This window comes from Pseudooceanicola sediminis (assembly GCF_003575965.1).
GTDB classification, from domain to species: domain Bacteria; phylum Pseudomonadota; class Alphaproteobacteria; order Rhodobacterales; family Rhodobacteraceae; genus Pseudooceanicola; species Pseudooceanicola sediminis.
The window spans coordinates 45,401-68,865 of record NZ_QWJJ01000004.1; the positions used below are offsets into that span (position 1 = coordinate 45,401).

24 protein-coding genes are annotated in these 23,465 nt (G+C 63.0%); 15 read left to right on the forward strand and 9 right to left on the reverse strand.

The annotated features are described in order from the left end of the window. The first annotated feature begins 167 nt into the window (after positions 1-167). From DL237_RS05380 to DL237_RS05390, 3 genes are read left to right on the forward strand one after another with little or no spacing between them, the layout of a single operon-like run. Positions 168-1,310 carry a bifunctional 2-C-methyl-D-erythritol 4-phosphate cytidylyltransferase/2-C-methyl-D-erythritol 2,4-cyclodiphosphate synthase gene (locus tag DL237_RS05380; protein WP_119398025.1) on the forward strand — a complete coding sequence of 381 codons (1,143 nt, stop codon included), beginning with the start codon at positions 168-170 and terminating at the stop codon, positions 1,308-1,310. Continuing rightward, positions 1,307-1,801, forward strand: coding sequence for a phosphatidylglycerophosphatase A family protein (locus tag DL237_RS05385; protein WP_119398026.1), 495 nt, complete (start codon positions 1,307-1,309; stop codon positions 1,799-1,801). Before DL237_RS05380 ends, DL237_RS05385 begins: the two co-directional genes overlap by 4 nt. Continuing rightward, on the forward strand, positions 1,798-2,307 hold the full coding sequence (locus tag DL237_RS05390) for a CinA family protein (protein ID WP_233544878.1): 510 nt from the start codon (positions 1,798-1,800) through the stop codon (positions 2,305-2,307). Before DL237_RS05385 ends, DL237_RS05390 begins: the two co-directional genes overlap by 4 nt. Before the next feature lie 11 nt (positions 2,308-2,318). On the opposite strand, the gene DL237_RS05395 is transcribed toward DL237_RS05390, so the two are convergent. Next, the gene (locus DL237_RS05395; protein WP_119398027.1) at positions 2,319-2,762 is read right to left on the reverse strand and encodes a type II toxin-antitoxin system RatA family toxin; all 444 of its coding nucleotides are present in this window, start codon (positions 2,760-2,762) and stop codon (positions 2,319-2,321) included. 81 nt (positions 2,763-2,843) lie between these two features. Between DL237_RS05395 and hpt the strand changes: the two genes are divergently transcribed. The 3 genes from hpt to DL237_RS05405 all read left to right on the forward strand — a co-directional run bounded on the left by hpt (position 2,844) and on the right by DL237_RS05405 (position 4,585). Further along, positions 2,844-3,386 (forward strand): hypoxanthine phosphoribosyltransferase, encoded by a 543-nt coding sequence (gene hpt / locus DL237_RS05400; RefSeq protein WP_119398028.1) that lies wholly within the window; start codon positions 2,844-2,846, stop codon positions 3,384-3,386. Beyond that, complete coding sequence (locus tag DL237_RS20700) at positions 3,383-3,559, forward strand: hypothetical protein (protein WP_199671986.1); 177 nt, start codon at positions 3,383-3,385, stop codon at positions 3,557-3,559. Before hpt ends, DL237_RS20700 begins: the two co-directional genes overlap by 4 nt. Positions 3,560-3,691: 132 nt before the next feature. Beyond that, a complete protein-coding gene (locus DL237_RS05405; protein WP_119398029.1) occupies positions 3,692-4,585 on the forward strand; it encodes a cytochrome c in 894 nt (297 codons plus the stop codon). 89 nt (positions 4,586-4,674) lie between these two features. On the opposite strand, the gene lipA is transcribed toward DL237_RS05405, so the two are convergent. Continuing rightward, the gene (gene lipA, locus DL237_RS05410; protein WP_119398030.1) at positions 4,675-5,625 is read right to left on the reverse strand and encodes a lipoyl synthase; all 951 of its coding nucleotides are present in this window, start codon (positions 5,623-5,625) and stop codon (positions 4,675-4,677) included. A 259-nt stretch (positions 5,626-5,884) separates the two neighbouring features. Here lipA and DL237_RS05415 point away from each other — a divergent pair, with 259 nt between their 5' ends. After that, positions 5,885-6,430 (forward strand): peroxiredoxin, encoded by a 546-nt coding sequence (locus DL237_RS05415; protein ID WP_119398031.1) that lies wholly within the window; start codon positions 5,885-5,887, stop codon positions 6,428-6,430. A gap of 261 nt (positions 6,431-6,691) precedes the next feature. Here DL237_RS05415 and DL237_RS05420 read toward each other — a convergent pair whose 3' ends face one another. Next, positions 6,692-7,624, reverse strand: coding sequence for a LysR substrate-binding domain-containing protein (locus DL237_RS05420; protein ID WP_119398032.1), 933 nt, complete (start codon positions 7,622-7,624; stop codon positions 6,692-6,694). Positions 7,625-7,718: 94 nt separating this feature from the next. Between DL237_RS05420 and DL237_RS05425 the strand changes: the two genes are divergently transcribed. Together DL237_RS05425 and DL237_RS05430 are read left to right on the forward strand one after the other, a co-directional pair. Beyond that, a complete protein-coding gene (locus DL237_RS05425) occupies positions 7,719-9,221 on the forward strand; it encodes a catalase (RefSeq protein WP_119398033.1) in 1,503 nt (500 codons plus the stop codon). A 79-nt stretch (positions 9,222-9,300) separates the two neighbouring features. Further along, the gene (locus DL237_RS05430; protein WP_119398034.1) at positions 9,301-10,026 is read left to right on the forward strand and encodes a VIT1/CCC1 transporter family protein; all 726 of its coding nucleotides are present in this window, start codon (positions 9,301-9,303) and stop codon (positions 10,024-10,026) included. A 156-nt stretch (positions 10,027-10,182) separates the two neighbouring features. Here DL237_RS05430 and DL237_RS05435 read toward each other — a convergent pair whose 3' ends face one another. Then, complete coding sequence (locus tag DL237_RS05435) at positions 10,183-11,265, reverse strand: DUF6456 domain-containing protein (RefSeq protein ID WP_233544879.1); 1,083 nt, start codon at positions 11,263-11,265, stop codon at positions 10,183-10,185. A 347-nt stretch (positions 11,266-11,612) separates the two neighbouring features. Between DL237_RS05435 and DL237_RS05440 the strand changes: the two genes are divergently transcribed. Further along, positions 11,613-11,900 (forward strand): DUF6477 family protein, encoded by a 288-nt coding sequence (locus tag DL237_RS05440; RefSeq protein ID WP_119398035.1) that lies wholly within the window; start codon positions 11,613-11,615, stop codon positions 11,898-11,900. 64 nt (positions 11,901-11,964) lie between these two features. Here the strand turns inward: DL237_RS05440 and DL237_RS05445 are convergent, their stop codons facing one another. Next, positions 11,965-13,515, reverse strand: a complete 1,551-nt coding sequence (locus DL237_RS05445) for a trimethylamine methyltransferase family protein (protein ID WP_119398036.1) — start codon at positions 13,513-13,515, stop codon at positions 11,965-11,967. A gap of 225 nt (positions 13,516-13,740) precedes the next feature. Here DL237_RS05445 and guaA point away from each other — a divergent pair, with 225 nt between their 5' ends. The 4 genes from guaA (at position 13,741) to eno (ending at position 17,578) form a co-directional block, all read left to right on the forward strand. Then, a complete protein-coding gene (gene guaA, locus DL237_RS05450) occupies positions 13,741-15,312 on the forward strand; it encodes a glutamine-hydrolyzing GMP synthase (protein WP_119398037.1) in 1,572 nt (523 codons plus the stop codon). Further along, complete coding sequence (locus tag DL237_RS05455) at positions 15,309-15,590, forward strand: putative quinol monooxygenase (RefSeq protein WP_119398038.1); 282 nt, start codon at positions 15,309-15,311, stop codon at positions 15,588-15,590. Before guaA ends, DL237_RS05455 begins: the two co-directional genes overlap by 4 nt. A 68-nt stretch (positions 15,591-15,658) precedes the next feature. Further along, complete coding sequence (locus tag DL237_RS05460) at positions 15,659-16,090, forward strand: Fur family transcriptional regulator (protein WP_119398039.1); 432 nt, start codon at positions 15,659-15,661, stop codon at positions 16,088-16,090. A gap of 210 nt (positions 16,091-16,300) precedes the next feature. Then, a complete protein-coding gene (gene eno / locus DL237_RS05465; RefSeq protein WP_119398040.1) occupies positions 16,301-17,578 on the forward strand; it encodes a phosphopyruvate hydratase in 1,278 nt (425 codons plus the stop codon). 363 nt (positions 17,579-17,941) lie between these two features. Here the strand turns inward: eno and DL237_RS05470 are convergent, their stop codons facing one another. After that, positions 17,942-18,190 carry a DUF2798 domain-containing protein gene (locus DL237_RS05470; protein ID WP_119398041.1) on the reverse strand — a complete coding sequence of 83 codons (249 nt, stop codon included), beginning with the start codon at positions 18,188-18,190 and terminating at the stop codon, positions 17,942-17,944. A 294-nt stretch (positions 18,191-18,484) separates the two neighbouring features. Here DL237_RS05470 and DL237_RS05475 point away from each other — a divergent pair, with 294 nt between their 5' ends. Beyond that, the gene (locus tag DL237_RS05475; RefSeq protein WP_119398042.1) at positions 18,485-18,913 is read left to right on the forward strand and encodes a cupin domain-containing protein; all 429 of its coding nucleotides are present in this window, start codon (positions 18,485-18,487) and stop codon (positions 18,911-18,913) included. A gap of 695 nt (positions 18,914-19,608) precedes the next feature. On the opposite strand, the gene pgi is transcribed toward DL237_RS05475, so the two are convergent. Genes pgi through zwf form a run of 3 tightly spaced genes read right to left on the reverse strand, consistent with a single transcriptional unit; the run spans position 19,609 to position 23,379 of the window. After that, positions 19,609-21,213, reverse strand: a complete 1,605-nt coding sequence (gene pgi / locus DL237_RS05480; protein ID WP_119398043.1) for a glucose-6-phosphate isomerase — start codon at positions 21,211-21,213, stop codon at positions 19,609-19,611. Between the two features lie 40 nt (positions 21,214-21,253). Beyond that, the gene (gene pgl, locus DL237_RS05485) at positions 21,254-21,925 is read right to left on the reverse strand and encodes a 6-phosphogluconolactonase (RefSeq protein ID WP_119398044.1); all 672 of its coding nucleotides are present in this window, start codon (positions 21,923-21,925) and stop codon (positions 21,254-21,256) included. Then, positions 21,922-23,379: a glucose-6-phosphate dehydrogenase gene (zwf, locus tag DL237_RS05490; protein WP_119398045.1), complete on the reverse strand. Its 1,458-nt coding sequence runs from the start codon at positions 23,377-23,379 to the stop codon at positions 21,922-21,924. Before zwf ends, pgl begins: the two co-directional genes overlap by 4 nt. Positions 23,380-23,465 lie beyond the last annotated feature (86 nt).

Sequence of the window (23,465 nt, forward strand, 5' to 3'; positions counted from 1 at the left end):
GCCTATGCGTTAGACCTAAATGAGAGGGAGAACAATAAATCCGCGCCACATTGGCTAAGAAGACCCGAACCACTGCCCGTTTTTTGAGCGGCCGCCCGGAGACCCGCCATTGCTCTCCGGCCCGAGGCACCCTATTCGGGAAGAGCAACACGAGCAGAGAGAGCAGGATGACAGACGCCGCGATCATCGTTGCCGCAGGGCGCGGAACCCGTGCCGGCGGCAACACCGCCAAGCAGTGGCAGCCCCTGGCCGGACGTCGCGTGGCCGACTGGGCGCTGAAGGCGATCAGCGAGGCCGGGTTATCGCCCATCGTTGTTGTTCTGCACCCCGATGATATGGCAATGGACGGCCTTCCGAAAGAGGTGATCAGGATCGCCGGCGGCGCGTCGCGCGATGCCTCTGTGCGTGCCGGACTGGCTGCACTCGACCCGCAGGTCGTCCGCAACGTCCTGATCCACGACGTAGCGCGTCCCTGTGTTCCGCAGTCGGTCATTGCCGCCGTGCGCGAGGCGCTGAACGTGGCCGAGGCCGCAGCGCCAGGTCTGGCCGTCACGGATGCGCTCTGGCGCGCAGAGGACGGCAAGGTGACCGGGGTCCAGATCCGAGACGGCTTGATGCGCGCCCAAACGCCACAAGGCTTTCGCCTTGCACCGCTCCTGGCCGCGCACGCGGCACATCCCGGCGGCGCGGCGGACGATGTCGAGGTGGCCCGCGCCGCCGGAATGACCGTCATGATCGTGCCGGGGCATGACTCCAACCTCAAGATCACCCTGCCCGACGATTTTTTGCGGGCCGAGGCGATCCTGTCGCAACAGCAGCGGAAAAACACCATGGACATACGACTGGGCAATGGCTTTGACGTGCACGCCTTCGAACCCGGCGACGGCTGCTGGCTCTGCGGCATCAAGGTGCCCCATGACAAGGCGCTGAAGGGGCATTCCGATGCCGATGTCGGAATGCACGCCGTCACCGACGCGATCTACGGCGCACTGGCCGCGGGCGATATCGGGCGGCACTTTCCCCCGTCCGACCCGCAATGGAAGGGCGCCGAAAGCCACATCTTTCTGGCACATGCAGTGGCGCTTGCCCGCTCCAGCGGCTACCGTGTTTCGAACATCGATTGCACGCTGATCTGTGAACAGCCCAAGGTCGGCCCCCATGCCGGTGCAATGCAGGCAAGGATGGCCGAGATCATGGGGCTTGAGGCAGACCGTATTTCGATCAAGGCCACCACATCCGAGAAGCTGGGCTTCACGGGGAGAGAAGAAGGGATCGCGGCGATCGCCACCGCGACATTGGTTAGCGCATGAAACTGTCACATCTTATCGCCACTGCGGCGGGCGTCGGCCACCTCAGGCCCGCCCCGGGAACCTGGGGCACGCTTGCCGCCTTGATCGTCGCATGGCCGCTGCACCTGATTGGTGGCCCTGTCCTGCTGGTCATCGCAATACTGATCGCTTTTGCCACGGGTCTATGGGCCACGCGCAAGGAGACCGAGGGACGCGACAATCATGATCCATCCGAGATCGTGATTGACGAGGTCGTCGGCCTGTGGATCGCGTTTCTGCCGGTTTCCATCGGGGCGGCGCATGTGGGGGCCGATCTGACGGCACTGTGGCCCGGTTGGGTCGCGGCCTTTCTCGGCTTCCGCCTGTTCGACATCTGGAAACCTGGCCCCGTCGGTTGGGCTGACCGGCGCAACGACCCCATGGGCGTGATGCTGGATGACGTGATCGCGGGCGTTCTGGCGGCCGTGCTGGTTATCCTTCTGGCAGCCGTCGCGCACCTGGTGCTGATGTGAGCGATACCCTGCCCCCCTCTGCGCGCCCTGATCCAAGCCTCGCACAGGCGGTTCTTGCGGCCTGTCGCGCGGCAGGGGTGTGTATCGCAACCGCCGAAAGCTGCACCGGCGGGCTGGTCGCGGCGGCATTGACAGATGTCGCCGGCAGTTCGGACGTGGTTCTGGGCGGGGTGATCAGCTATTCGAACGCGGCCAAGGTCAATCTGCTGGGCGTGCAGGCTGATACTCTGGACGCACATGGCGCCGTGTCCGAACCGGTCGCCCAGCAGATGGCGCGCGGCGCAAGTGATCGTCTGGGGGCAGAAATCGCCATCTCGACCACTGGTATCGCCGGCCCGGGCGGATCAGAGCACAAACCAGAAGGGCGGGTCTGCTTCGGCGTCACCACGCCAAAGGGCACCACGAGCGAGACGGTGGAATTCGGCCCCCTTGGGCGCGAGGCCGTTCGGGCCCGTAGCGTCGAACATGCGCTGACACTGCTGCTGACCGCCGTGGAAACGCTGTAGCTCTGGCCTGATCAGCCGTAAAGTTCAGCGGCGCGCCGTTCGAAGGCACGCACGATACGCTGCATCGCCTCGTTGAAGACAACGCCGATGATGCCCTGCAAGACGGCGTTCTTGAATTCAAAATCAACGAAAAAATCCACTTCGCAGCCCGTATCGGTATCGCGAAAGGCCCATGTGCTCTTCATGTAGCGAAAGGGACCATCCAGATATTCGGTGTCGATTTTCCGGTCCTGCGGCCACAGGGTCACGCGGCTGCCAAAGCGTTCGCGGAAAACCTTGAAGGAGATGACCAGGTCGGCCTCCATCACCTCATGATCGCCCATCGGCTTGACCTCGCGGATGCGCGCCGCGGCGCACCACGGCAGGAATTTCGGATAAGACCCGACGTCCGCCACAAGATCGTACATCTGCTGCGCGCTGTAGGGCAGGTTCCGCGTTTCTGAATGGGTCGGCATGTCGCTCCCGAGGGCAATTGGATGTGGTTTAGCTTGGGGGTCTCATGTCATACACTGGCCAAGTATATTCAAGGGGAAAGCATGACCTCGCGTCCATATGTCATCGACGAAATGATCTCTGCCAAGGAGATCGCCGCCCGAATAGAGGCGCTGTGCAGGGAAATCCGCAAGACGTTTCCCAGTGACGAAAGGCTGGTCGTCGTCGGCCTGCTGAGAGGATCGTTCGTGTTTATCGCCGACCTCGTCCGCGAACTCGCCGACCGTGATGTCGAGGTCGATTTTCTCGAGGCGTCCTCCTATGGCGACGCCATGGAAAGCAGTCGCGAGGTGCGTATCCTAAAGGACCTGCGCGGTGAAATCGGCGGCCGTAACGTTCTGGTCGTCGAGGATATCGTCGACACGGGGTATACCCTCAGCCATGTCGTGAACCTGCTTAAATCGCGCCTTCCCAAACGGTTGCAGACCATTGCGCTGCTCGACAAACCGTCGCGCCGCGAGGTCGACTTTCGCGCGGACCTGATCGGTTTCGATATCCCCGACGAATTCGTCGTGGGCTACGGGATCGACTATGCGCAATGCAATCGCAACCTGCCGTTCATCGGCAAGGTCCGGTTCATCGAATGAACCCGATGTGGCTGCTGCGCGCCGTGAACTGGGTACGGCACCCACCGTCGCAAAAGCGCGTGGTCCTGGTGGTCGTGATTGTGGCCGCCTGTCTGGCCATCTGGGGCGCGGAGCAGGTTTTCGGATTTCCCGAATGGCTCCGCCCCAACAATCTGCGCAATCTCAGCCGCTGATCACGAATTCGTCAGGACAGGGCAACGGTCGCTCTGTTACGCTGGGGTTCAGGTAATGGCCTGGCCGAGCCGCCGGCGCGTGGTGCAACGCCCGTCAGCCGAACGAAGACATATTGCAGGATGTGATATTCAGTGCGTAAAATATTGATCACCCTCGTTTTTCTGGGCGTCATCGCTGCCGGAGTCGCCTGGTGGCTGACCGGACCAGAGAGGCTACCCGATGATGCGATGGCCGGGTTGACCGGGGACGCTGCCCGTGGGGAAACGGTCTTCTACGCCGGCGGCTGTGCATCCTGTCATGCCGCCCCCGACGCAGCAGACGACGCTATGCTGGTTCTTGCGGGCGGACGCGCCCTCGTCTCGGATTTCGGCACATTCTACGCGCCCAATATTTCACCCGACATGGATCATGGCATCGGGTCGTGGTCGGCGTTGGACCTTGCCAACGCGATGAAGCAAGGCGTCTCACCACAGGGGCAGCACCTTTATCCGGCCTTTCCTTACACGACCTATACCCGTGCGAGCCTTCAGGATATCGCGGATCTCTACGCTTTTCTGCGCACCTTGCCGGCCGATGCGACACCGAACCGCGCCCACGATATCGGCTTTCCTTTCAACATCCGCCGCGCGCTTGGCGGATGGAAGCTGTTGTTCCTGAATGATGATTGGGTGCAGGAGGATGTCGAGTCGGAGGCGCTGAAGCGCGGACGCTACCTGGTGGAGGCCCTGGGCCATTGCGCCGAATGCCATACCCCCCGCAACGCGATTGGCGGCCTCGACACCATGCGCTGGCTGGGCGGTGCGCCCAACCCCTCGGGACAGGGTGAAATCCCAAACATCACGTCCGGCGCGCTTGGATGGTCGGAGGAAGAGGTCGCCGAATACCTGACCTCGGGCTTCACACCCGACTTTGATGTCGTCGGCGGAGAAATGGCCGATGTCGTCAGCAACATCGCCCACCTTGATGATGCGGATCGCGCCGCCATTGCCGCCTATGTGAAGGCGGTCCCTGCGGTGACCAACTAGGCGGCATCCCAGGCTTGACGAGCTGACATAAAAAAAGCCGCGGGCATCAATCATGCGCCGCGGCTTTTTTCAGCTGCAAATTAGGTCGGTTACGCCTGCCCGAGCTTTTTCAGGCGGGCGGTGCGGAGGCGGGCGAAATCATCCCCGGCGTGATAGCTGGACCGCGTCAGCGGCGTCGCCGAAACCATCAGGAACCCCTTGCCGTAGGCCGCTTTTTCATAGGCGGCAAATTCATCGGGATGGACGAACTTGGCCACGGCATGGTGCTTTGGCGTGGGTTGCAGATACTGCCCGATGGTCAGAAAATCGATATCTGCGGCGCGCATGTCGTCCATGACCTGCGTCACCTGAGGCCGCTCTTCGCCCAAGCCGACCATGATGCCGGACTTGGTAAAGATGGTCGGATCCAGTTCCTTTACCCGCTGCAAAAGGCGCAACGAGTGGAAGTAACGGGCACCGGGACGCACTTCCGGGTAGAGGCCCGGCACGGTTTCAAGGTTGTGGTTGAAGACGTCGGGCTTGGCCTCGACAACCGTTTCAAGAACCGAAGGTTCACACTTCAGAAAGTCGGGCGTGAGGATTTCGATCGTGGTGTCGGGACTGCGATGGCGGATGGCGCGGATCGTCTGGGCAAAGTGATCGGCGCCGCCATCCTTGAGGTCATCGCGGTCGACCGAGGTGATGACGACGTGATTTAGCCCAAGTTTTTCAACGGCATGGGCCACGCGCCCCGGTTCAAATGCATCAAGCGTATCGGGCCGACCGGTGGCGATATTGCAGAAGGTGCAGCCACGGGTACAGATGTCGCCCATGATCATCATGGTGGCGTGTCCCTGGCTCCAGCATTCGCCGACGTTGGGGCATCCGGCCTCTTCGCAGACGGTGACGAGGCGGTTGTCACGCATGATCTTGCGGGTTTCGGCATATGCCTTGGAGGTGGGTGCCTTTACACGGATCCAGTCTGGCTTTTTCGGCTGGGCGTTGTCCGGACGGTGCGCCTTTTCAGGGTGACGCTGGTCGGGGATCTTAAGGTCGCGCATATCAGGGCCTTTCCTATCGGCACGAGGCCTATCATAGCCACAGATGAGGTGAAGGGCCAGTTCCGCATGTCAGCCTTGCAAGCGGCGCAAACCCGTTATGCAGATGCAGAAAGAGGCCGGGCAAATCGCTGTAAATAGAGGCTAATCAGGGATTATCAGGGCTGTTTACCTTGCCGCGCTGCGGAAACGTTCTTGCACCGTTTTTGGAACAATTCTAGAAAACCGTCGAGTCTTATCATGAACTTCCGAGGATATTGCCATGCAAGCCGGTTCCAAGCTGCCCGATCTGACCTTCCGCACCCGTATTCGTGACGAGAGCATCGAAGGATCGAACCCGTTCCGCTGGCAGGACATGACCACCGCCGATTATTTCGCCGGCAAGCGCGTCATCCTGTTCTCTCTGCCCGGCGCGTTCACCCCGACCTGCTCGACCTACCAACTGCCCGGGTTCGAGAACAACTTTGCGAAGTTCCAGGAGCTGGGGATCGAGGCGATCTATTGCATGTCGGTCAACGACAGCTTTGTGATGAACCAATGGGCCAAAGCCCAAGGCATTGAAAACGTGAAAGTTATCCCGGACGGTTCGGGCGAATTCACCCGCCGCGTCGGCATGTTGGTGCGCAAGGACAACCTCGGCTTCGGCCTGCGGTCCTGGCGTTATGCCGCCGTCATCAACGACGGCGTTGTCGAACAGTGGTTCGAAGAGCCCGGCATCTGCGACAACCACGGCGAAGACCCCTATGGCGAGTCGAGCCCGGAAAACCTGATCAAATACCTGGAAGGCGCCAAGGAAGCGGCAGCCTGATCGGACGGACCTGCGACCTGCGCCGCGGCGTGGGTCAGGGGCCGGGACCGATGCCTCGGAATGAGAGAAAGGCCCGGAGATACCCTCCGGGCCTTCCGCATGTCGGCATTCCCGCCCAGATCCGACCTAACCCACTGAAATCGCTAAATTCGAACGTCGGTATCTGAACGGTATCTGTACGGTATCCGAACGGTGCTAAATCGCGGAAAACCGGATCGGCGCGGCGGGCCGGACCGGACAGCGGAGCCGACCTTTGCCCGGCTAGAGCGGCGCATCGACCCGCCGCGTTGCCGCAACCAGCGTTTCACCCACATCCGACAGGATATCGGCCAGCGCGCGGAACCAGCCGTCGTCCGGGCTGGAGGATCGGCGCACAAGGGCGATGCGGCGCGACGGTTCGGGCGCGGAAAAGCGGCGCAGGGACAGATCCTGCCCTTCGCTTGCCAGTGCCAGTTCGGGCAGCAGGGTCAGCCCGAACCCGGCAGCCACAAGGCGCGACAAGGTGGCGAGCGAGGAGGCCCCCATGTTGATCTGGGCATGCCCCCTGCCCCGCCCGCAGACATCGAGCGCCTGATCGGTCAGGCAATGGCCATCCTCCAGCAGCATCAACTGGGCGGGGCCAATCTGATCGGGGCGCAGGCTTTCGCGGCGTTCGCCAAGCGCGGCAAGGCGCGCGGCAGACCCTGCCAGCAGGAACCGATCCTCGAACAGGTCGCGGCTGATCAGATCTTCACCGCCCTCCAGCGGCAGGGCGACGACAGCGGCATCCAGACGACCGGCGCGCAGATCCTCGATCAGGCGATTTGTCTTGCCCTCCTGCACCTGCACATTCAGGCCGATGTCGCGCTGGCGGATCGCGGCCAGGGCGGCGGGCAACAGGTAGGGCGCGATGGTCGGGATCAGCCCCAGGCGCAATTCGCCGGACAGCCCCTGGTTCCAGCGGGCGATTTCGCCCAGCACCTGCATTTCCTCAAGCACCTTTTCCGCCTGCGCCAACACCAGCCGGCCAAAGGGCGTCAGCACCACGTCACGGCTGCGGCGTTCGACCAGGGGCGCGCCGAGAGTCTGTTCCATATCGCGGATCTGCACCGAAAGAGCAGGCTGCGACACATGCACCGCCTCGGCCGCGCGGCCAAAATTGCGCTGCTGGGCCAGAGATTTAAAGTAACCGAGCTGTTTGAGGGTCAAAGCCATAGGGGCAGATTATAGAAACGACAAGAAACTGCAATTGGATCTTATCGCATTTCTTCTACATAGTGTTCCAGCAAAGCCTTGGAGGGAGCCACTGATGAGTGACAAGAAGCGACTGACGACAACCGCCGGCGCACCGATGCCGACAAATGAATTTTCCCTGACCGCAGGCAAGCGCGGTCCGGTGTTGATGCAGGATTACCAGCTGATCGAAAAGCTGGCGCACCAGAACCGCGAACGCATCCCCGAACGGGTGGTGCATGCCAAGGGCTGGGGTGCCAAGGGCACGCTGACCATTACCAACGATATTTCGCAGTATTCCTGCGCCAAGATCTTTTCCGAAGTCGGCAAGAAAACCGAAGTGCTGAGCCGTTGGTCCACCGTGGCCGGGGAACAGGGCGCAGCGGACGCCGAGCGCGACGTGCGTGGTTTTTCGCTGAAATTCTACACCGAGGAAGGCAACTGGGATCTGGTCGGGAACAACACGCCGATCTTTTTCGTGCGCGACCCCTACAAATTTCCCGACTTTATCCGGACGCAGAAGCGTCACCCGGTCACCAACCTGCGCAGCCCCGAGGCGATGTTCGATTTCTGGGCGGCCCAGCCCGAATCCGTCCACCAGGTCACCATCCTGATGTCCGATCGCGGCATCCCGACCAACCCGATGCACATGAACGGCTACGGCAGCCACACCTTCAGCCTGTGGAATGCAGCCGGTGAACGGTTCTGGGTCAAGTTCCACTTCAAGGTTCAGCAGGGCCACAAGCATTATACCAACGCAGAGGCCGAAAAGCTGATCGGGAAGACCCGAGAAAGCTATCAGGAGGACCTGTTCAACGCGATCGACGAGGGCAATTTCCCCAAGTGGAAGATGATGATCCAGGTCATGCCCGAGGAAGAGGCGATGAACCAGCCGTTCAACCCCTTCGACCTGACCAAGGTCTGGCCGCACGGTGACTTCCCGCTGATCGAGGTCGGTGAGCTGGAGATGAACGAGAACCCCGAGAACTACTTCATGTACATCGAAAACGCGGCCTACAGCCCGTCGAACGTTGTGCCGGGGATCGGGTTCAGCCCGGACAAGATGTTGCAGGGTCGGCTGTTTTCCTATGCCGATGCGCACCGCTATCGCCTGGGCACCCACTATGAGCAGCTGCCGGCAAACCACGCGAAGAATGCCGATGTGAATTTCTATCACAAAGACGGGTCGATGCGGTTCTTTCCGCCGAAAACCGGCCATGTCGATGCCTATTACGAGCCGAACCAATACGCGGAATCGGCCAAGGCAGACCCCAGCGTGGCCGAGCCGCCGCTGCGGATCGACGGTGACGCGGCCCGCTATGACCCGGCGGACCCGGATGCCGATTACGTCCAGCCCCGCGCGCTGTATGCCGAGGTTCTGAACGACGAGGAACGTGCGCGCCTGCATTCCAACATGGCCTCGGCCATGGGGCCATGCTCGGATCCGGTGAAGGAGCGGTGGTATGCCGTCCTGGGCCGCGTGCACCCCGACTACGAAGCGGGGGTCCGCCGCGCGGTCGAGGATGACGTGAACGCCATTTCCGTCACCGACGACACGCCCGTCGAAGCCGCCGAGTAAACCAGAGCGCCAATTATCGCGTTTCGCAGACCGCCCCGGGCCGTTAGGTTCGGGGCGTTTTGGTTTGAAAGGGTCTGCCATGGATTGGGCGCAACACCGGCGCGAAGCACATGCCTTGGGGCGGATGCAGGAGTTTCTGAAGCAGATCGTCTATGGTGGCAACGACGGTATCGTCACCACCTTTGCCATCGTTGCCGGATTCGCCGGCGCCGCCGCCGATGGTGTTGCGGCCATCGGGGGCGTGGCGGTTCTGGTGTTCGGGCTGGCCAACCTGTTTGCCGACGCGGTGTCGATGGGGCTGGGCGAATTCCTGTCGGGACGCGCACAGCACGATCTGTACCACGCCCGCCGCCAGATGGAGCTGAACGAGATCGCGGTGAACCCCGATCATGAGCGTGACGAGCTGGAAGTGATTCTGAAGCAGCGCGGTCTGGGCAATGCGGATGCACGCGCCACCGCCGATATCATGGTGCATCACCCCTCGATCATGGCCGACCTGATGATGACCTATGAATTCGGGATGCACGACCCGGCCGAGGACAATCCGGCGATCAACGGGCTGTTCACATTTGCCAGCTTCGTGACCTTCGGGGCGGTGCCTCTGGTGCCGTATTTCCTGTTTGCGCCGTCGGACGGGGTGTTCTGGTCTTCGGTGGCCTGCACGTTCGGCGCGCTGAGTGCGCTTGGTCTGCTGCGCTGGCGTACAACGCGCGAAAACGTCTGGCGCGCCGTGGGCGAAACCGTCACGGTGGGGGCGATCTGCGCGGTTGTCGCCTATGGTGTGGGGGTGCTGGTCAGCGGCTGAGGCCGAGCATTGTGCATCGCTGCGAAACAGTACCCGGCCCGACGATAGACGTGCCCTGCCACCCGTTAACCAGTTCCGCGGCGGGGTCGGACGGAGATTTGACGCGTACCGGAGGCTTGGACCGGTCCGCGCAATTTTACTAAAATTAGCGCTACTTCAGCCCAGCAGGCCGCTGTCGCCCGGCAGGCTGCCATAGTGGCGGTGCAGCCGTTGCAGTGCGATGCGCAGGACGATCTTGGCCGAGCGTGCGGACCAGCCCATCTTGCGCTCGGCTGTTTCCAACCCTTCCAGGTGGCAGCAGCACCGCAGCGCGATATCGCTGAGCCCGGGGCCAAGCTCACCCAGGGCCGTCGCGACACGGTCGCGGGCGGCTTCGGGGCCACGCGGACGGCCCTTGCCCAGCCCCGAGCTGACGCCGGCGGTCAGGAAGTGATCCCAGTTCTGCGCAATCTGCGGCCCCATCTGCGCCAGTTCGAAATCTTCGCGCAGCCGTTCCCCGGCGCGAACGTGTTCGGGTTTGAGGAAGGGCGTGCCATCGCGGTCGCGCCGTCGCGCAAGCGCGGCGACCGGCGTGTCGTTGACAAACCCACGCCCGCGAGGTGTCTCGTCGTCGTCGTCCTGCGCCTGCTCCACGGCTTGCGCGCCGCGCATTTCGAAACCCGCCATCCCCTCGGCAAATCCACGGGCAGCATTTTCTGACCGTGCAATCAACAGATTGAGCGCCGTTCTTCCCGTCGGTGTGATGGTATATCGCGAAACACGGCCAGGGGTCTTGCAGGCGATCCAATCCTTCAGCGCCATCGCCTCGGCCAGATCCCGGCCGACCACGTCAAGACGATCGGGCGAGCCATCGATGCGGTCGCGCACCACCACCGCCTTATCCATGTCTTGCGCCACGGCAAGGACAGTACCGGGACGGGCGAGATGGCGCAGCACCGGCAACGCGTCGCGATTGAGGCGCGCTTCGGTAATGGGGGGAAGAAATTCGGTCGAGGCGGTCGGTTTCATGACAAGATGCTCCTGTTGGTTTTCCCGACAGGGGGCAGCCCTGCCGCGCCGGCCAAACCGGCTGAGCGCGGCGTCCACCAGCGGATCATCGCGCAGGGTTTCGTACCGCCGGATCTGACGGAGCACTGTCGAGGCGTGGCAGCCCGCGTCGCGCGCCAGTTGGCGGATGGTAATACCGTCTTCGATATGAGCGATGTAGTGACGCGCGGCATTTGGCAGCCAGGACGGCACATGTGCCGCCTGCCCCGCCCGATGCGCCTGGCAGATAGGCGCAGGTTCTTTCGTGTGATTCCTATCGATCACGAGCGAGCCCTGCCTTGCAGTCAGAATTATCCCCATAATTATCTACACCAAACGGCGTTAAGGTTTCTGAAAGGTTAACTATTAACCCTCACGGCAATCATTGTTTCCAAATGATAAACTATTCTTGCACGACCGTTCGCCGCGCAAAGATCGACGCAACACGCGTCGGGGTTGTGTAGGTTCAGGTCCTCATGGGGTCCGGGCATCTGCCGAGGCAACGCTGCCAAGGGACGTGTGCCACCTATTGCAACCTGGGAAATCCAAAGGAAACGACGATGCAGGATGTTCACACAATGCTGGCGCAGCTGCGCCGCCCCGGCCTGCTGGTCCGCGCGGCACGGATTGCGGCAGATGGTTATCGGCGCGAAACCCACCTGTCTGCGCTGCTGGGGCAGACGGTGCTGCCACGCCACGGCGCGGCGGTGATGAAACTGTGGGAGCGCGAAGCCGAACTGGACCGGCAGCGTCGCGACCGGTCCAGCATGTATACGCCATCGCACCATGTCGAGGTGCTGTCGGCAATCATGGCCGAGGCGCGTCTTTTGCAGGCAGCGGCGCAATAGACCCGGTGCCGGGGGATCAGCCGACCCAGAGTTCGGCTGATCGGGCGGTTATGCGGTCAGGTGGTCAGGCAAAGGCATCGGGCATTTCGCCCTTGCGACGCGCGACGAAGGCCGCCAGCGCCTCGGCCTTTTCTGGGTCGAGGAAGGGCTGCTGATAGCTGTCGAGCAGCTTTTTCACGCGGACGGCGGCCAGTGCCTGGGTGTCGCGCGCGCCTTCGTCCGACCAGGTTTCGAAGGGTTTGTTGTCAAGCAGATCCGAGCGCCAGAAGGCCGTCTGGAAATGCCGCTCGGTGTGGGAACAGCCAAGGTAATGCCCGCCGGGACCGACCTCTCGTATCGCGTCCATTGCCTGGGCTTCGGCGTCGTGGGGCACGCCGGCCGCCATGCGATGCAGGATGCCCAGCTGGTCGGCGTCCATGACAAATTTTTCGAACGACGACACCAGCCCGCCCTCCAGCCAGCCACAGGCGTGCAGCATGAAGTTGACGCCACCGAGCAGAGCCGCGTTCAGGGTATTGGCCGTCTCGTAAGCCGCCTGCGCGTCTGGCAGTTTCGAGCCGCACAAGCCGCCGCCTGAGCGGAACGGCAGGTTCAGGCGCCGCGCCAGTTGACCCGCACCATAGAGGATCTGGCTGGCCTCGGGGGTGCCGAAGGTGGGCGCACCGGAGTTCATGTCGATCGTCGTCACGAAGGCACCGAAGATCACCGGCGCACCGGGGCGCACGAGCTGGGAATAGGCGATGCCCGCCAGGACCTCGGCCAAAACCTGGGTCAGCGTCCCGACGACCGAAACCGGCGCCATCGCGCCGCCGACGATGAAGGGCGAGATGATGCTGGCCTGCATGTTCGCGGCATAGATTTCCAGCGCGCCCATCATCGTATCATCGAAGGTCAACGGCGAGTTGATGTTGATGAGCGAGGTCATGACGGTGTTGTTGGTCGCGAACTCGTCTCCGAACAGGATCTTGCACATGTCGACCGAATCCTGCGCCCGGCTGGGTTCGGTGACCGATCCCATGAAGGGTTTGTCGGTCAATGTCATATGGGCCAGCAGCATGTCGAGGTGGCGCTTGTTCACCGGCACGTCCGTCGGTTCGCAGACGGTGCCGCCGGAATGGTGCAGGTATTTCGACATATAACCGAGGCGCACGAAATTGCGGAAATCCTCCATCGTGGCATAGCGGCGGCCGCCGTCGAGGTCGCGCACGAAGGGCGGGCCGTAAACCGGAGAGAGCACGAGGTTCTTGCCGCCGATCTCGACATTACGTTCAGGATTGCGGGCGTGCTGGGTAAAGCTGGAGGGCGCGGTTGCGCACAGCTTGCGGGCCAGTCCGCGCGGGATGTGGACGCGTTCGCCCTGAACATCCGCGCCAGCCTCGCGCCAGCGCTGCAAGGCTGCGGGATTGTTGACGAAATTGACGCCAATCTCCTCAAGCACGGTTTCGGCGTTGGCCTCGATGATTTCAAGCGCCTCGGTCGACAGCATCTCGAGGTTGGGAATGTTCCGCTCGATATATTTTGCCGTGTCGAAACTGACCGCGCTGCGGGCGGCACGGCGGGCCGCCCCGCCTCCGCCGCGCACCCGTTTGCCGCCGACTGCTGCTTCTTCCGTCATCGCAGATCCTCATGCCTTGTCCCTGAGAGCCGAGTCGGGCCGCGGGATTCCCCCCCTGATAGCGCGTCCACCCGGCCGCGGGAGGCGCAGATTGCGGCGCGTGAGGGGGGAAAGCGACATGCGATGCACCCGCAGCGACCGTCATGGCGCGCCCCCGTGCCCGGCAATGCCGCGTTGCGCGCGCTTTCTCTTGCGCCTTTGCGCCGGTCGCACTAATCCCTGCGCATGAGCCAGACATCCCATGACCGCCTTCTGATTATCGACTTTGGCAGCCAGGTAACGCAGCTGATCGCGCGCCGCCTGAGAGAGCTGAACGTCTATTGCGAAATCCACCCCTATCAGAACGTCACCGACGCGTTCCTGACCGAATTCGCCCCAAAGGCGATCATCTTTTCGGGCGGGCCGGATTCGGTGGTGCGCGAGGGGTCGCCGCGTCCGCCCCGATCCGCCTACGATCTGGGCGTGCCGATCCTGGGCATCTGCTATGGCCAGCAGGTCATGATGCAGGATCTGGGTGGCACGGTAGAGGCCGGTGAATCCCACACCGCCGAATTCGGTCGGGCCTATGTCAAACCCACCGAGGCCCGGATCGATTTCATGAACGGCTGGTTCCTGGATGGCACCGGCCGCGAGCAGGTCTGGATGAGCCACGGCGACCATGTCAGCCACATCGCCCCCGGCTTTGAGGTCTATGCGACCTCGCCCGGCGCGCCCTTTGCCATCACCGCCGACCTCGATCGCCGGTTTTACGCGGTCCAGTTCCACCCCGAGGTGCACCACACCCCGAACGGCAAGACCCTGTACGAAAATTTCGTGCGCGACGCGGGCTTTACCGGCGACTGGACGATGGACGCCTACCGTGAGGAAGCCATCCGCAAGATCAAGGATCAGGTCGGCGACAAGCCGGTGATCTGTGCCCTGTCCGGGGGCGTCGACAGCTCGGTCGCGGCGGCGTTGCTGCACGAAGCCATCGGCGATCAACTGACCTGCGTCTTTGTCGATCATGGCTTGCTGCGCCTGAACGAGGCGGACGAAGTCGTTGCCATGTTCCGCGATCACATGAACCTCAAGGTCATCCATGCGCAGGAACAGGACCTGTTCCTGGGCGAGCTTGAGGGGGTCTCGGACCCTGAGACCAAGCGCAAGATCATTGGCCGTCTGTTCATCGAGGTGTTCCAGAAATACGCCGACCAGATCGAGGGTGCGGAGTTTCTGGCGCAGGGCACGCTCTATCCCGATGTCATTGAATCCGTGTCGTTTTCCGGTGGGCCGTCGGTCACCATCAAAAGCCACCACAACGTCGGCGGCCTGCCCGAGAAGATGGGCCTGAAGCTGGTCGAACCGCTGCGCGAACTGTTCAAGGACGAGGTGCGCGTGCTGGGACGGGAACTGGGCCTGCCAGACAGCTTCATCGGTCGGCATCCGTTCCCCGGGCCGGGGCTGGCGATCCGCTGCCCGGGCGAGATCACGCGCGAAAAGCTGGATATCCTGCGCAAGGCCGATGCCGTCTATATCGACCAGATCCGCAAACATGGCCTCTACGATGACATCTGGCAGGCGTTCGTGGCGATTCTGCCCGTGCGCACCGTGGGTGTCATGGGCGATGGACGCACCTATGATTTCGCCTGCGCCCTGCGCGCCGTGACCAGCGTTGATGGCATGACTGCGGATTATTATCCCTTCACCCATGAATTCCTGGGCGAGACCGCGACGCGTATCATCAACGAGGTCAAGGGCATCAACCGGTGCACCTACGACATCACCTCCAAACCTCCGGGAACGATCGAGTGGGAATGATCGGTACCGGTCAGGTGCGCCTGACCGGTACCATGTCCTGCCCGCCAGGGCGTTGCGATGCGGTGCGGGCCGCCCTGCCCGCACATATCCGCCTGACCCGCGCCGAACCCGGTTGCCTGTCGTTCGACGTGACCGAAACGACACCGGGGACGTTCGGCGTTGCCGAGTGTTTTGCAAGCCGCGCTGCGTTCGACCACCATCAGGCCCGTGCCGCTGCCAGCGAATGGGCGCAAATTACGCAGGGGCTGCCCCGCGATTACCGCATCGAGGAAGGCTGACCGCCTAATCCCCTTGCCTGTTCGCCCCGCCATCTGCGACATTGGGGCAGATCCAACCGGAATTCCGCATGGCCAAGAAAGATACCATTCTGTCGCGCTGCGAAGCCTCGGGCCTGCGCATGACCGAACAACGCCGGGTGATTTCGGACGTCCTGGACAAGGCGCGCGACCACCCGGACGTGGAACAGCTTCATGCACGCGCCAATGCACGGGATCCGCGGATTTCGCTGGCGACGGTCTATCGCACCGTCAAGCTGTTCGAGGGCGCAGGGATCCTGGAGAAGATCGATTTCGGAGATGGCCGGTCACGCTACGAGGACGCCGAGCGCGATCACCACGATCACCTGATCGACATCACCACCGGCACGGTCATCGAATTCGTCGACCCCGACATCGAGGCCTTGCAGGAGAAGATTGCGGCCAAGCTGGGCTATCGGCTGCAAGGTCACAAGCTGGAACTCTATGGCGTACCGATCAAGACGGACCGGGCCGCCGAGTGACCCCGCCCGCTGGGTGCCGGCGCCCGTCCCCCAGGCAGGGCCAGGCAGGACATGCGGCGGCGTCGCACGCCCGCGGCAGCGTCGCCCAATCTGCCCGAGGCCGCACCAATTTGCACGTTAACGCAATCAGATGCCGCCTGCCCCTTTCCTCATCTCGCCCGACAGCCTAAGACTTTGGCAACAGCCCATCAGCAAAGGGAAACCGCCCCAATGAGCACGATTATCGACATTTTCGCCCGTGAGATCCTGGACAGCCGTGGCAACCCGACGGTCGAGGTCGACGTGACCCTGGAAGACGGGACAATGGGCCGCGCGGCCGTGCCCTCGGGCGCATCGACCGGCGTGCACGAAGCGGTCGAGCGCCGCGACGGCGACAAGAGCCGCTACTTGGGCAAGGGCGTTCTGGAGGCGGTTGCGGCCGTCAATGGCGAGATTGCCGAGGAATTGCTGGGCTTTGAGGCGACCGACCAGGTTGGCATCGACATGTCGATGATCGAACTGGACGGCACCGACAACAAGGGGCGCCTGGGCGCGAACGCGATCCTCGGCGTGTCGCTGGCCGTGGCCAAGGCGGCCGCCGAATTCACCCAACAGCCGCTGTTCCGCTATGTCGGTGGCACCTCGGCGCGCGTGCTGCCGGTGCCGATGATGAACATCATCAACGGCGGCGAACATGCCGACAACCCGATCGACATCCAGGAATTCATGATCATGCCTGTTGCGGCCGAGAATATCCGCGACGCCGTGCGCATGGGCTCCGAAGTGTTTCACACGCTGAAAAAGGAACTGTCGGCGGCGGGCATGTCGACCGGTCTGGGCGACGAGGGCGGCTTTGCACCCGAGCTGGGCAGTACCACCGAGGCGCTGGATTTCATCCTGAAATCCATCGAAAAGGCCGGCTACGCACCGGGCAAGGACATCTACCTCGCGCTCGACTGTGCCTCGACCGAGTACTACAAGGACGGCAAGTATGAGATGAAGGGTGAGGGCAAGTCTTTGACCTCACAGGAAAATGCCGACTACCTCAAGGCGCTGTGCGATGCCTATCCCATCATCTCGATCGAAGATGGCATGGCCGAGGATGACTGGGACGGCTGGAAGATGCTGACCGATCTGCTGGGCGACAAGGTGCAGCTGGTGGGCGACGATCTGTTCGTCACCAACCCGGCCCGCCTGAAGATGGGGATCGACAAGGGCGTCGCCAACTCGATGCTGGTCAAGGTCAACCAGATCGGCACCCTGACCGAAACGCTGAAGGCCGTCGATATGGCGCACCGCGCGCGCTATACTAACGTGATGAGCCACCGGTCTGGCGAAACCGAGGATGCCACGATTGCCGACCTGGCCGTGGCAACCAACTGCGGCCAGATCAAGACCGGGTCGCTGGCGCGGTCCGACCGTCTGGCGAAATACAACCAGCTGATCCGCATCGAAGAGATGCTGGGCGAGACGGCAGAATATGCCGGGACCTCGATCCTGAAAAAGTAACCTTGGCTGACAAGGTGTGACTGATGCGCACCGCCCCGCGGCCCCTGATCGGGCTTCGGGGCGGTTTTCTTTGGTTAATCAGGCGATTGGCCCCGGATTTTCAACGTCGGTATCAGAACGGTATCGAAGCGGTATCCGGGCGGTGCAACGGCGGCGGAAATGCCCTGGTTAACGCAGCGTGCGCTGCCCTCCTGGTTCAGAGGCACCGGAGGAGGCGACAGGCGGTGCGCAGCACCACAAAGCGACAGACGGCACGCAGCACCGCAAAGCGACAGGCGGTGCGCGGCACCACACGGAGCGCAGCGGCACGTCGGGCGTACCGGGCGTCGGGCGTACCGGGCGTGGGGCGATGCGGGCGTCAGATCAGATCGTTCGCTTGATCGGCAGCAGGCGCAACGTCAGCGACGCGAGCTTGAACGCGACCGGGCAGACCATCAGCGACAGCACGAAGGCGATTGGCCAGGACGTCAGCCAGTTCTGCATCCATTGAAAAAGCCAGCCGTCGGCGAATCCGATGGGTAGGATCGACATTGCAAAGCTCATCAACAGCGCCATCAGGCCGGAGATGAAGAATTGCGAGACGATGATGGTGGTCTTGGTCGTGGGGGGCATGTCAGTCTCCGGTAAAAGATGGCAGGGTGCCGACGCAGATACGCTGCGGCTAACGTGAGCAATGCGTTGGTTCGGACCGCGAAGACCTTGCCGTGCGGCGGCACGGCGACCGGGATAACCACCCGGCCTTTGGCTTTTCGTCTGTGGCTGAATAGTCTGTGGTCATGATTCGCGTCAAACAACGATGCACAACACCGTTAACCGGCGCACCGCGCCCCCCTCTCTCGCCCCGATCTGCTTCGCCGGCTGTGTCCTGAGTGCAGTCCGGTGGCGCAGGCCAGCAAGGAGCCCTGCATGACCGCCGACGAGATCATCGCCCTGCTGGACCTGACCCCCCACCCCGAGGGCGGCCATTTCCGCCAGACGTGGATTGCCGACGCCGGAGCGGAGCGCGCGGCAGGCACCTGCATCTATTTCCTGTTGCGCGAGGGCGAGACGAGCCATTGGCACGCCGTCGACAGCACCGAGATCTGGCACCACTACGCGGGGGCCAGCGTCGAGCTGCGCCTGTCCGACACGACCAGCGGCCCCTATCAGGTGCACCGGCTGGGGCCGGATCTGGCCGATGGGCAACGCCCGCAGGTGATCGTGCCGGTCGGGCATTGGCAGGCCGCGCGCGCCATTGGCGGATGGGCGCTGGTTGGCTGCACGGTGTCACCTGCCTTCGATTTCGCCGGCTTTACCCTGGCACCGGAAGATTTCGACATTCCGGGCCCTGCCTGACCCGTGCGGCGCGTCCGCCGGCCCCCTGTCAGACCCCGGTGAGCGGTTTTTGCCCGGTCGAGGTGGCGGCGGGCCTGTTTGCGCGTCTGTACAGGTTGGGCCCGCGCAGCACATCACGTCGCACCAGTGAGACCTGAGGCGCAGGGGTGATGCGCCCTTTCAAAAAAAATCTAAAAAAAACTTGTACCACGTTGAAACTCTGCCGCTGCGCCATTCGTAGCTTTGGCGAAGACAGTGTTAAGGGCATTGTCAGGGAGGCCGGCGCAAGCCGTGCCCCGACATGACGAGGGCGGAGCCATTTCCATGAATGGTCCCCGACGCGACAGCGCAAGCCACCGGCATCCCCATTGCCGCAGCCAGCCTGATGACGTCGTCAGCAGCCCCGCGGCACCCCGCGATCGCCTTGGCGGTCCGGGGTGCCGCGGCCCACGTCGGGGCAATGTCCTGTCTTCGGTTCAAGTATGGACCTACGGAGCCGAGTGCGTTGGTTGTGTTGTTAAAGAGTGGCTCCGCGCCCACTTCCGGGCGTGTACCGGGGACTGCGTTCAGTGCTCTGGTCGCCGTGTCCAGCCGGAAGTGGGCATTCTGCCGCCGAGACGGGTTTCCCCACGTTACCGTGTCGGGGATCGGCAGAAAAAGAGGCGGGGCATTGCCCCGCCTCTTGTTCGTTCGGCCCTGCGTTTGTCCGGGTCCGGTCAGCGCGCCGCCTGAATCGCGGCGATCAGACCCGCGGTCGATCCGTCCTTGGCATCCGCAGGTTCATCGCCCGACAGGATCGGGGCGAGTTTCAGCGCCAGCTCCTTGCCCAGTTCGACGCCCCATTGGTCAAAGGAATTGATGCCGAGGATCACGCCCTCGACAAAGACGCGGTGTTCATAGAGCGCGATGATCTGACCCAGCACGTAGGGCGTCAATTTGGGATAGAGCAGCGTGGTCGAGGGGCGGTTGCCGGGAAAGACCCGGTGCGCGGCCTGACGCATCAGTTCGTCGCCGGTAAAGCCCTTGTCGGCCATCAGGGCTGTCGCCTCCTCCAGCGAGCGGCCCAGCATCAGCGCCTCGGACTGGGCCAGGCAATTGGCCAGCAGCAGGTCGTGCTGATGCGTCAGATCGGCCTCGTGCCCCTGGATACCGGCCATGAATTCGCAGGGCACGACGCGGGTGCCCTGGTGGATCAGCTGGTAGAAGGCGTGCTGCCCGTTGGTGCCCGGTTCGCCCCAGACCACGGGGCCGGAGTTGACCGGCAGGTCGCTGCCATCCATCGAGACGCGCTTGCCATTACTCTCCATCTCGAGCTGTTGGAGGTAGGCGGGCAGACGCAGCAGGCGCTGTTCATAGGGCAGCACGGCCCGGGTGGCATAGCCGAGGCCCTGGTTGTGCCAGATGCCGGTGAGGGCCAGCAGGACCGGCAGGTTTTCGGGAAACGGCGCGTCGCGGAAGTGATGGTCCATCGCCTGTGCGCCGGACAGCAGGTCGCGGAAGGTCGCAGGGCCGGTGGCCAGCATCACCGACAGGCCGATCGGCCCCCAGAGAGAATAGCGCCCGCCGACCCAATCCTCGAACCCGAAAACGCGGGATGGGTCGATGCCCCAGGCGGTGGTCTTTTCCAGGTTGGAACTGAGGGCGGCGAATTGCGCGCCGGTGTCGCTGACGGTTTCGGCCATCCATGCGCGGGCCGTTTCCGCGTTGGTCATGGTTTCGATTGTGGTGAAGGTCTTTGATGCGACGATGACAAGAGTTGTCGTGGGATCAAGACCTTGCAAGGTGTCGTGAATGTGCGCCCCATCGACGTTGGAGACATAGTGCACGCGCGGCCCGTCGCGATAGGGCCCAAGGGCAATGTCCAGCATGACCGGCCCGAGATCGGAGCCGCCGATGCCGATATTCACCACGTCGGTGATCGCGCCGCCCTGTCCGGTAAAGCGACCCGCGCGCAGATCCTCGGCAAAGGCCTGCATCCGCGCGAGGGTATCGAGGACGCCGGGCATGACATCCGTCCCATCGACCATCACGGGCGTCGCGTCGAGATTGCGCAGGGCGGTATGCAGCACCGCGCGCCCCTCGGTATCGTTGATCTTTTCGCCCTCGAACATGGCGGCGCGTTTGTTCGTCAGATCGGCATTTTCACACAGCTCCAGCAGCGCGGCCATCACATCGGCGTCGATATTGGTCTTGGAATAGTCGAACAGCAAACCCTCTGCCCGGGCCGAGAAGCTGTCGAAGCGCGCGGGATCGTCGTTGAACAGGCTGAGGATCGGGCGATCGCGCAGGCTGTCAGCGAGACTGGTCAGCTTTTCCCACATGAGGTTTTATCCTTTAGATCAAATACTTGGGATGCGAAGCTTATTCCGCCCAATGCACGGTGGCATCGCCCAGAACGGCCGCGATGGGGGCCTCTTCCGGGCTGAGGGAGCGGGCGCGTTCAAGCACCTCGCGCTTGCGTGTGCCGGTGATGATGACATGTGTCGCCAGCGCGCCACGCAGATACCGCGCGGTGATGGTGATGCGCGGCTCATCCGCGGCATCGGCGCGCATCGGCAGCAGGATCGGCGCGTCGGGGGCCAATGCCTCGGCCAGGCGATCCGCGCCGGGAAAGATCGAGGCGGTGTGCATGTCGGTGCCCATGCCCAGCACCAGCACGTTGATCGGCATATGCGGGGCCAGTGCCTCGGACAGACCATCCAGCGCGTCTTCGGGGCGGTCCGTCTCGGCGTAGAGCGGCAGCATCGTGGCCGCGGCGGCGTGGCCGGTCAGCAGACGGTTGCGCAGCAGGGCGGTGTTGGAACGCGGGCTGCTTTCGGGCACCCAGCGTTCATCGTTCAGCACCACGTCGACGCGATCCCAGTCCATCTTGACCGCCGTCAGGGCATCGAAGATCGGCCCCGGCGTGGTGCCGCCGGGCACGCAGAAGGTCACGCGGTCGTCATGGCGCAGGGCCGCGCCCAGGTCCGATGCGATCTTGTCCGCGACGCTCATCGCCAGCATTTCGCGGTCGGGGTATTCGACGAAATTCATGTGCGGATCTCCCTCCAGCGGCGACCGTCACGGTGCATCAGCATCAGCGCCTCCTCCGGCCCGGTCGAGCCGCTCTCGTATGGTTTCGGCTTGTCGCCACGCTCTTCCCACCCCTCGATGATGGGATCGGCCCAGGCCCAGGCGGCCTCGACCTCGTCCCCGCGCATGAACAGGGTCTGGTTGCCACGGATCACGTCCATGATCAGCCGTTCATAGGCGTCGGGCACGTCTTCGGCATCCGGGCCGAGGGCATCGGCAAAGGTCATGTCCAGCGGCACATCGACCAGGCGCATCCCGCCGGGGCCGGGCTCCTTGATGGTGACGCCCAGTTCCATGCCTTCGTTCGGTTGCAGGCGGATGGTCAGGATATTGCGGTGGCTGCCGGATTCCGGGCCAAAGATCGAATGCGGGGTTTCCTTGAAAACCACCGCAATCTCGGAGGTGCGCGCCTTGAGACGTTTGCCGGTGCGCATGTAGAATGGTGTTCCGGCCCACCTCCAGTTCGAGATCTTGACCTTCATCGCGACATAGCTTTCGGTCAGGCTGCTGGTGTCGTCGACATCCTGCAAATAGCCGTCGTTGCCGGGGCCGTCCGCCATGTATTGCCCGCGCACCAGGTCGTCGGCCGGTACGGGGTCGAGCGCGCGGATCACCTTGAGCTTTTCATCACGCACCGCGCCGGGGTCGAATTTTGCGGGCGGTTCCATCGCGATCAGGCAAAGCAGCTGCATCAGGTGGTTCTGCACCATGTCGCGCATCGCCCCGGATTTGTCATAGTATTCGCCCCTGCCCCCGACACCGACGGTTTCCGACACGGTGATCTGGATGTGGTCGATGTATTGCGAATTCCACAGCGGTTCGAACAGCATGTTGCCGAAACGGACCGCCATCAGGTTCTGGACGGTTTCCTTTCCGAGATAATGGTCGATCCGGTAGATCTGGGATTCGTCGAAGTGCTGGGCCAGCCCGTCGTTCAGCACCCGCGCCGAGGCAAGGTCGCGGCCAAAGGGTTTTTCCACGACGATCCGCGTGTCGTCGTCGGCCATGCCATGTTTGTGCAGCCGTTCGGCCAAGGCCCCGAACAGGCTGGGCGCGACCGAGAAATAGAAGGCGCGAATGCGCTTTTCCTCGACCTTTTCCGCCAGCTCTGCCCAGCCATCGGTGCCGAGCGCGTCGATCTGCACATAATCGATATGGGTCAGGAACGACTCCAGCGTGCCATCTTCGCAATGGGTGCCGCCGTTGAATTCGCGGATCGACTCGGTGACGAAATCGCGGAATTCCTCGGTGGAATGTTCGGAACGGGCGGCGCCGATGATGCGCGACCCGCCCTCCATCTGGCCGGCGCAGAAACGCCGGAACAGGGCTGGCAGGATCTTGCGACGGGCAAGGTCGCCAGTGCCGCCGAAAATGACGAGGTCGAATTCATCGACGGGAATCACGCGAGAGACCATCAAAGCTCCTTTCCGCATGGGCAACGGGCCAAAGCCCGTCTGGTTTGCCCAAATCTGGCGCCGGTCTGTTTGCGAAACCCGGCAAT